Annotated in this window: 6 protein-coding genes; 2 read left to right on the forward strand and 4 right to left on the reverse strand. The window is 71.4% G+C overall.

Translation table 11 applies throughout. The features are described 5' to 3' along the window. Nucleotides 1-5: 5 nt before the first annotated feature. The 4 genes from ABT122_RS29050 to ABT122_RS29065 form a co-directional block, all read right to left on the reverse strand. Entirely contained in the window at nt 6-1,379 is a 1,374-nt protein-coding gene (locus ABT122_RS29050; RefSeq protein WP_351558343.1) for a replication-associated recombination protein A, read from the reverse strand. Between the two features lie 78 nt (nt 1,380-1,457). Then, the gene (locus ABT122_RS29055) at nt 1,458-2,099 is read right to left on the reverse strand and encodes a vitamin K epoxide reductase family protein (RefSeq protein ID WP_351558345.1); all 642 of its coding nucleotides are present in this window, start codon (nt 2,097-2,099) and stop codon (nt 1,458-1,460) included. A 157-nt stretch (nt 2,100-2,256) separates the two neighbouring features. Further along, nucleotides 2,257-3,519: a histidine--tRNA ligase gene (hisS, locus tag ABT122_RS29060; protein WP_351558347.1), complete on the reverse strand. Its 1,263-nt coding sequence runs from the start codon at nt 3,517-3,519 to the stop codon at nt 2,257-2,259. A 13-nt stretch (nt 3,520-3,532) separates the two neighbouring features. Continuing rightward, the gene (locus tag ABT122_RS29065) at nt 3,533-4,240 is read right to left on the reverse strand and encodes an MBL fold metallo-hydrolase (RefSeq protein ID WP_351558349.1); all 708 of its coding nucleotides are present in this window, start codon (nt 4,238-4,240) and stop codon (nt 3,533-3,535) included. Nucleotides 4,241-4,411: 171 nt separating this feature from the next. On the opposite strand from ABT122_RS29065, the gene ABT122_RS29070 reads away from it, so the two are divergent. Together ABT122_RS29070 and ABT122_RS29075 are read left to right on the forward strand one after the other, a co-directional pair. Beyond that, nucleotides 4,412-5,206 carry a peptidylprolyl isomerase gene (locus ABT122_RS29070; RefSeq protein WP_351558351.1) on the forward strand — a complete coding sequence of 265 codons (795 nt, stop codon included), beginning with the start codon at nt 4,412-4,414 and terminating at the stop codon, nt 5,204-5,206. Nucleotides 5,207-5,378: 172 nt separating this feature from the next. Beyond that, complete coding sequence (locus tag ABT122_RS29075) at nt 5,379-6,608, forward strand: DUF349 domain-containing protein (protein WP_351558353.1); 1,230 nt, start codon at nt 5,379-5,381, stop codon at nt 6,606-6,608. Nucleotides 6,609-6,897: the final 289 nt, after the last annotated feature.

Here is a 6,897-nt window from a genome sequence, read left to right on the forward strand (position 1 = left end):
TCCGCTCACCCCGTCGGCTCGCCGGCCGGACCGGACCGGCCGAGCCGCTCCCTGACCTTCTCCACGACATCCGCGTACCGCGCCTCGGCGCCGTAGCGCGTGGGTTCGTAGTAGCGCTTGCCGTGGACGGCGTCCGGGGCGTACTGCTGGGCCGCGATGGCGCCGGGCACATCGTGCGGATAGACATAGCCCCGGGCGTGGCCGAGCTTGGCCGCGCCCTTGTAGTGGCCGTCCCGCAGATGCGCCGGGACGGGGCCGGCGAGACCCGCGCGCACATCGGCGAGGGCCGCGCCTATGGCGGTGGTGGCCGTGTTCGACTTGGGCGCCAGGGCCAGGGCGATGGTGGCGTGGCTCAGGGTGAGGGCGGCCTCCGGAAAACCGATCATCGCCACGGCCTGGGCCGCGGCGACCGCGGTGGGCAGGGCGGCCGGGTCGGCGAGGCCGATGTCCTCGCTCGCCGAGATCATGAGCCGGCGGGCGATGAAACGGGGGTCCTCCCCCGCCTCGATCATGCGGGCCAGATAGTGCAGGGCCGCGTCCACGTCCGAGCCGCGGATGGATTTGATCAGGGCGCTCGCCACGTCGTAGTGCTGGTCGCCGTCGCGGTCGTAGGCGACCGCCGCGCGGTCGACGGTCTCCTCCACCGTTTCGAGGGAGATCTCCCGCTCGCCCTTGTCGAGCGCGGCGCCCGCCGCGGCTTCCAGGGCGGTCAGCGCCCGGCGGGCGTCACCGCCGGCGATCCGCAGCAGATGCGCCTCGGCGTCATCGGACAGGGCGACCGCGCCGCCGAGGCCCCGCTCCTCGGTGAGCGCCCGGCGCATCAGCCCCCGGAGGTCGTCGTCGGTGAGGGATTCCAGGGTCAGCAGCAGCGAGCGGGAGAGCAGCGGGGAGATCACCGAGAAGTAGGGGTTCTCGGTGGTGGCGGCGATCAGGGTGACCCAGCGGTTCTCCACGGCGGGGAGCAGGGAGTCCTGCTGGGCCTTGGAGAAGCGGTGGATCTCGTCGAGGAAGAGGACGGTCTCCTTGCCGAAGCCGCCGGCGGCCCGGCGGGCGCCCTCGATGACCGCCCGGACCTCCTTGACGCCCGCGGTGATCGCGGAGAGTTCGACGAAGCGTTTGTTGGTCGCCTTGGAGACGACATACGCGAGGGTGGTCTTGCCGATCCCGGGGGGACCCCAGAGGATCACCGAGGAGGCGCCGGCCGGGCCTCCGGCCCCCTCGCCGACCAGCCGGCGCAGCGGTGAGCCGGGTTTGAGCAGATGGCGCTGGCCGACGACCTCGTCCAGGGTGCGCGGGCGCATCCGGACGGCCAGGGGGCTGCTGGACGGGTCCTGCTCCTGGCGGGCTTCGGCGGCTGCGGTGAAAAGGTCGGGCTCCACGCTCCGAAGCCTAAGCCAGCCCACTGACAGTGCCCCCGGAGCGGGTGCTCCGGGGGCCGTGCGGCGGGCCGTGGGTTCTCAGCTGATCCAGAAGTCCCACCAGCGCGTGAGGATCAGCATGCCGATGATGCCGATCCAGAGCACCGGGGGGAGCCAGTGGAATTCGAGGAGCAGTCCGCGCGGGCCCTCGGGGAGCCTGATGACCCGGTGCCGGATATTGTGGACCGTGACGTAGCAGAACATCACGATCGTGGCGACCCAGGCCAGCGAGCACCACAGGCAGAGGGAGTTGATGTTGTACAGCGACTGGTACATCAGCCACATGCAGAAGCCGGCGCCGAGCGCGGAGCCCGCGTTCAGCCCCAGCCAGTACCAGCGCTTGTAGCGGGCGCCCGCCAGCAGGCCGACACCGATGGCGATCACCATGGAGAAGGCGACCAGACCCATCATCGGGTTCGGGAACCCGAAGACCTGCGCCTGGTCGCTCTTCATGATGTTGCCGCAGGAGACCACCGGGTTGAGGCTGCACCCCGGGGTGAAGGAGGGGTCCTCCAGCAGCTTGAACTTGTCGAGCGTGATCACCCAGGAGGCCAGCAGACCGGCCGCGCCCGTGATCACCAGCAGCCAGGCGAGGGGCCGGCTGCCGCCGATCGCGCCCCGGGAGCCGTCCCCGTCCACCCGCTCGCCGGAGGACACGTCGTCTACCGCTGCTGTCGTCATATCGCCGTTCCATCACTCGGTGGCACTGCTCGGGCACGGCCATTCTGCCGCACCCGCGGCGGGCGGCGGCGTCGGCTTCACTCCCCGGTGTGAGCGGTGGACAGCGGGTTGACGGGGGCGGGACGGCACCCGGGGCCGGGTGTGCGCACCGGCCGGGTCAGCCCAGCCGGGCGCGCAGCTCGCCGACCACATCCGCCAGCGGAACCGGCTTCTGCTCGCCGGACTCCATGTCCTTCAGCTGGACGAGCCCGTCGGCGAGATCCCGTTCGCCGGCCACGAGCGCGTACCGCGCGCCGCTGCGGTTGGCCACCTTCATCGCGCCCTTGAGGCCACGGCCGCCGTACGCGAAGTCCGTGGCGACACCCGCGTCCCGCAGCCGGGTGACGACACCGAACAGCACCCGGCGGGCCTCGGCGCCCAGCGGCACCGCGAACACCCCGACGGGGGCGGGGAGGTCCAGTTCGACGCCCTCCGCCCGCAGGGCCAGCACCGTGCGGTCCACGCCCAGTGCCCAGCCCACCGACGGCAGCGAGGGGCCGCCGAGCATCTCGGAGAGGCCGTCGTAGCGCCCGCCGCCGCCCACCGCGGACTGCGAGCCCAGGGCGTCGTGGACGAACTCGAAGGTCGTCCGGGTGTAGTAGTCCAGGCCGCGCACCAGCTTCTCGTCGTCCTCGAAGGGGACGCCCGCCTCGGTGAGCAGTTCGCGCACCTCTTGGTGGTACGCACGGCAGGCGTCGCACAGGTGCTCGCGGAGCGAGGGCGCGCCGGTCAGTTGCCGCCGGACCTCGGCGCGCTTGTCGTCGAGGACCCGCAGCGGGTTGATCTCGATCCGGCGGCGGGTCTCCTCGTCCAGGTCGAGGCCGCGCAGGAACTCCTGGAGCACCTCGCGGTAGACCGGGCGGCACTCCCGGTCGCCGAGGGAGTTCAGCAGGAGGCGGAAGCCGCGCAGTCCCAGGGAGCGGTAGGCCCGGTCGGCCAGGATGATCAGCTCGGCGTCGAGCGCCGGGTCCTCGGCTCCTATGGCCTCGGCGCCGACCTGTGAGAAGTGCCGGTAGCGGCCCTTCTGGGGCTTCTCGTAGCGGTAGTACGAGCCCGAGTACCAGAGCTTGACGGGGAGGACGCCCTGCTTGTGGAGGCTGGCCTCCAGCGCCGCGCGCAGGACGGAGGCGGTGCCCTCGGGGCGCAGCGCGAGCCGGCTGCCGCCCTTGGTCTCGAAGGCGTACATCTCCTTGGTCACGATGTCGGTGGACTCGCCGACGCCCCGGGCGAAGAGTTCGGCGTTCTCGAAGCCGGGCGTCTCTATGTAGCCGTAGCCGGCGTTCCTCAGGGGAGCGGATATCGCCTCGCGTACCGCCAGAAAGGCGGCGGAATCGGGCGGCAGAAGATCATAGGTGCCCCGAGGGGCCTGAAAGGTGCTCACAGCGTCTTTCTCGTCACATTCCTCGTCGGGGAGCGTCCGTGCTCCCGGAGCCGGAGGCGAGGTCCCTCAGATAGGGGTTGCTCACACGCTCACGGCCGATGGTCGTCTGGGGCCCGTGGCCCGAGAGCACCACGGTCGAGTCGTCCAGCGGCAGGCACACACGGGCCAGCGACTGGAGCATCTCGGTGTGGTCGCCGCCGGGCAGGTCGGTGCGTCCGATGGAGCCGGCGAAGAGGAGATCGCCCGAGAAGAACACCGGAGGAATGTCCTCCGCCTCGGGCATCCCGAAGGTCACCGACCCCTTGGTATGGCCGGGCGCGTGCGACACGGTCAGCTCCAGACCGGCCAGTTCCAGCCGGGCGCCGTCGGTCAGCTCACGCACGTCGGACGGCTCCCCCACGGTCAGCTCGCCCATGAGCTGAGCGCCGAAGGAGCGTCCCAGCGCCTTCTCCGGGTCGCTCATCATGTACCGGTCGGCGGGGTGAATCCACGCGGGTACGTCATGGGCTCCGCAGACCGGCACCACCGAGGCGACATGGTCGATGTGGCCATGGGTGAGAACGACGGCGACCGGCTTGAGACGGTGCTTGCGGACCGCTTCGGCGACGCCGTCGGCGGCCTGATGGCCCGGGTCGATGATCACGCACTCCTCGCCCGCGGCGGGGGCGACCAGATAACAATTGGTCCCCCAGGCCCCGGCGGGGAACCCGGCAATAAGCACGATCGTCCTCGGATGTGGTGGCGGTGACTGGCGCGAGCCCTGTCCCGGATTTCGGCGGAGTTCCGGATTGCAGCAGATCAGAGCCTACCGGCGCTGCTACGTCCACAGCCAACCCGTATACGGTACGGGCACACGCGACGCACAACGCAGAGGGATGAGGGAGAAGACCCGGTGGTCACCAGCGATCAGCGGCGGCGGCAGCTCGCCAGGGAGAAGTTCGAGCGCCAGCAGCAGCGCAGGGCACAGTCCCGCAAGAAGAAGCAGCAGATCACGGTGGGCGCGGCGGTGCTCGCGGTGGTGCTGGCGGCCGGAGTGACCGCCTTCGCGACCGGCGCGCTCCCGGGCGACGACGACGCCAAGAAGGAGGGGGACACGGTCGCGCAGGCCGGCGAGTCCGCCAGCCCCGCGCCGTCCGAGTCCAAGAGCCCCGAGCCCGCCATGTCGATCGACAAAAAGGCGGCGTACTCGATGACGCTCACCACCAACCAGGGCCCGATCAAGATCGCGATGGAGGCGGGGAAGACCCCGCGCACCGTGAACTCGTTCAAGGCACTCTCGGGCAAGGGGTACTTCAACGGGACGAAGTGCCACCGGCTGACGACGGACGGCATCTTCGTCCTCCAGTGCGGCGACCCCAAGGGCGACGGGTCCGGCGGCCCCGGCTACAACGTCCCCGACGAGAATCTGACCGCGCTGGGCAAGGCGGGCGCCGACGGGACCGTGACCTACCCGCCGGGGACGGTGGCGATGGCCAACACCGGACAGCCCAACAGCGGCGGCAGCCAGTTCTTCCTCGTCTACAAGGACACCAAACTGCCGCCCAGCTACACGCCGTTCGGGAAGATGGACGCCGACGGCCTGAAGACGGTGGAGAAGATCGCCAAGGGCGGGGTCACCGGCGGCGGAGCGGACGGGCCCCCGAAGACGGCGGTCACCGTCGAGAAGGCGGCCGTCACCAAGGGGTGACCGGTGAGCCGTCCCGCCGGGCGGGCCGGGGAATTTCGGGCGCGCTGAGTGCGGACAGGCGGGCGACCGGTCGCCTAGATTGGCGTTGTGCAGGGCGGGCGCGGCCCGCCCCAGGAAACTGTGGACGATGCCCGGGGGCGGACCCTCCGCGGCATCAGGTGGAGGAGGCGCTGTGAGCAGCGACCCGTGGGGCCGTGTCGATGAGACGGGCACCGTGTACGTGCGTACAGCCGACGGCGAGCAGGTCGTCGGATCGTGGCAGGCCGGCACTCCCGAGGAGGCTCTGGCCTATTTCGAGCGCAAGTACGAGGGCTTGGTGGTCGAGATCGGCCTCCTCGAACGGCGGGTGAAGACCACCGACCTGTCGGCGAAGGACGCCCAGACCGCCATCGACCATCTGCGCAAGCAGGTGGACGAGCATCACGCCGTGGGCGACCTCGCGGCGCTGGGCAAGCGTCTCGACACCCTGGTCGAAGCGGTCGACAAGCGCCGCGAGGAGCGCAAGGTCCAGCGGGCCAAGCAGAACGACGAGGCGCGGCACGCCAAGGAGGCGCTGGTCGCCGAGGCGGAGGAGCTGGCGCAGAGCGACCAGTGGCGGTCCGCGGGTGAGCGGCTGCGGGCGCTGGTGGACACCTGGAAGGGGCTGCCGCGGCTGGACCGGAAGTCGGACGACGAGCTGTGGCACCGGTTCTCGCACGCGCGCTCGGCGTTCTCCAAGCGGCGCAAGGCCCACTTCGCGTCGCTGGACGCGCAGCGCGAGGAGGCCCGCAAGGTCAAGGAGCGGCTGGTCGGCGAGGCCGAGGCGCTCTCCGGGTCCACGGACTGGGGTGTCACGGCCGCCCGCTACCGCGATCTGATGGCGGAGTGGAAGGCCGCGGGGCGGGCGCAGCGCGACGCCGAGGACGATCTGTGGAACCGCTTCCGGGGTGCGCAGGACGTGTTCTTCGCCGCGCGCAGCGGGGTCTTCGCTGAGCGGGACGCCGAGCAGGCGGAGAACCTGAAGCTCAAGGAGGAGCTGGCGGCCGAGGCGGAGAAGCTGGTGCCGGTGACGGATCTGAAGACGGCGCGGGCCGCCTTCCGGTCGCTCAACGAGCGGTGGGAGGCCGTCGGGCATGTGCCGCGCGACGCCCGGCCCAAGGTCGAGGGCCGGATGCACGCCGTGGAGCGGGCGATCCAGGAGTCCGAGGAGAACGAGTGGCGCCGGACCAACCCGGAGGCGCGGGCGCGTGCCGCCGGGCTGACGGGGCAGCTCCAGGCGGCGGTGGACAAGCTGCGGGGGCAGATCGACACGGCGCGGGCGCAGGGGAACAACGCCAGGGCGGACAAGCTGGCGAAGGAGTTGGAGGGGCGGCAGGCGCTGTTGGATCAGGCGCTGAAGGGGTTGGAGGAGTTCGGCGGGTAGGCGGCTGACGCCGCGCCGAACGGGAGGGGGTCCCGCACCGAGTCCGGTGCGGGACCCCCTCCCGTTGCCCTGCCTGCCCGTTGCCCTGCCTGCCCGTTGCCCTGCCTGCCCGGGGCCCGCGGGTGCGGGTTTCCCGTGGCCCGGGGGTCCGTCCTCAAGCGCCGGACGGGCTGGGCTTTTGCTCGGCGCGGGCACCCGGGGTGCGGGGTCCGTCCTCAAGCGCCGGACGGGCTGGGTTGTCCAGCCCCTCCGGCGTTTGAGGAGCGGGGGTTGGGGGGGCGGCCCCCCG

Source organism: Streptomyces sp. NPDC001985 (assembly GCF_040296845.1).
In the GTDB taxonomy this organism is placed as follows: domain Bacteria; phylum Actinomycetota; class Actinomycetes; order Streptomycetales; family Streptomycetaceae; genus Streptomyces.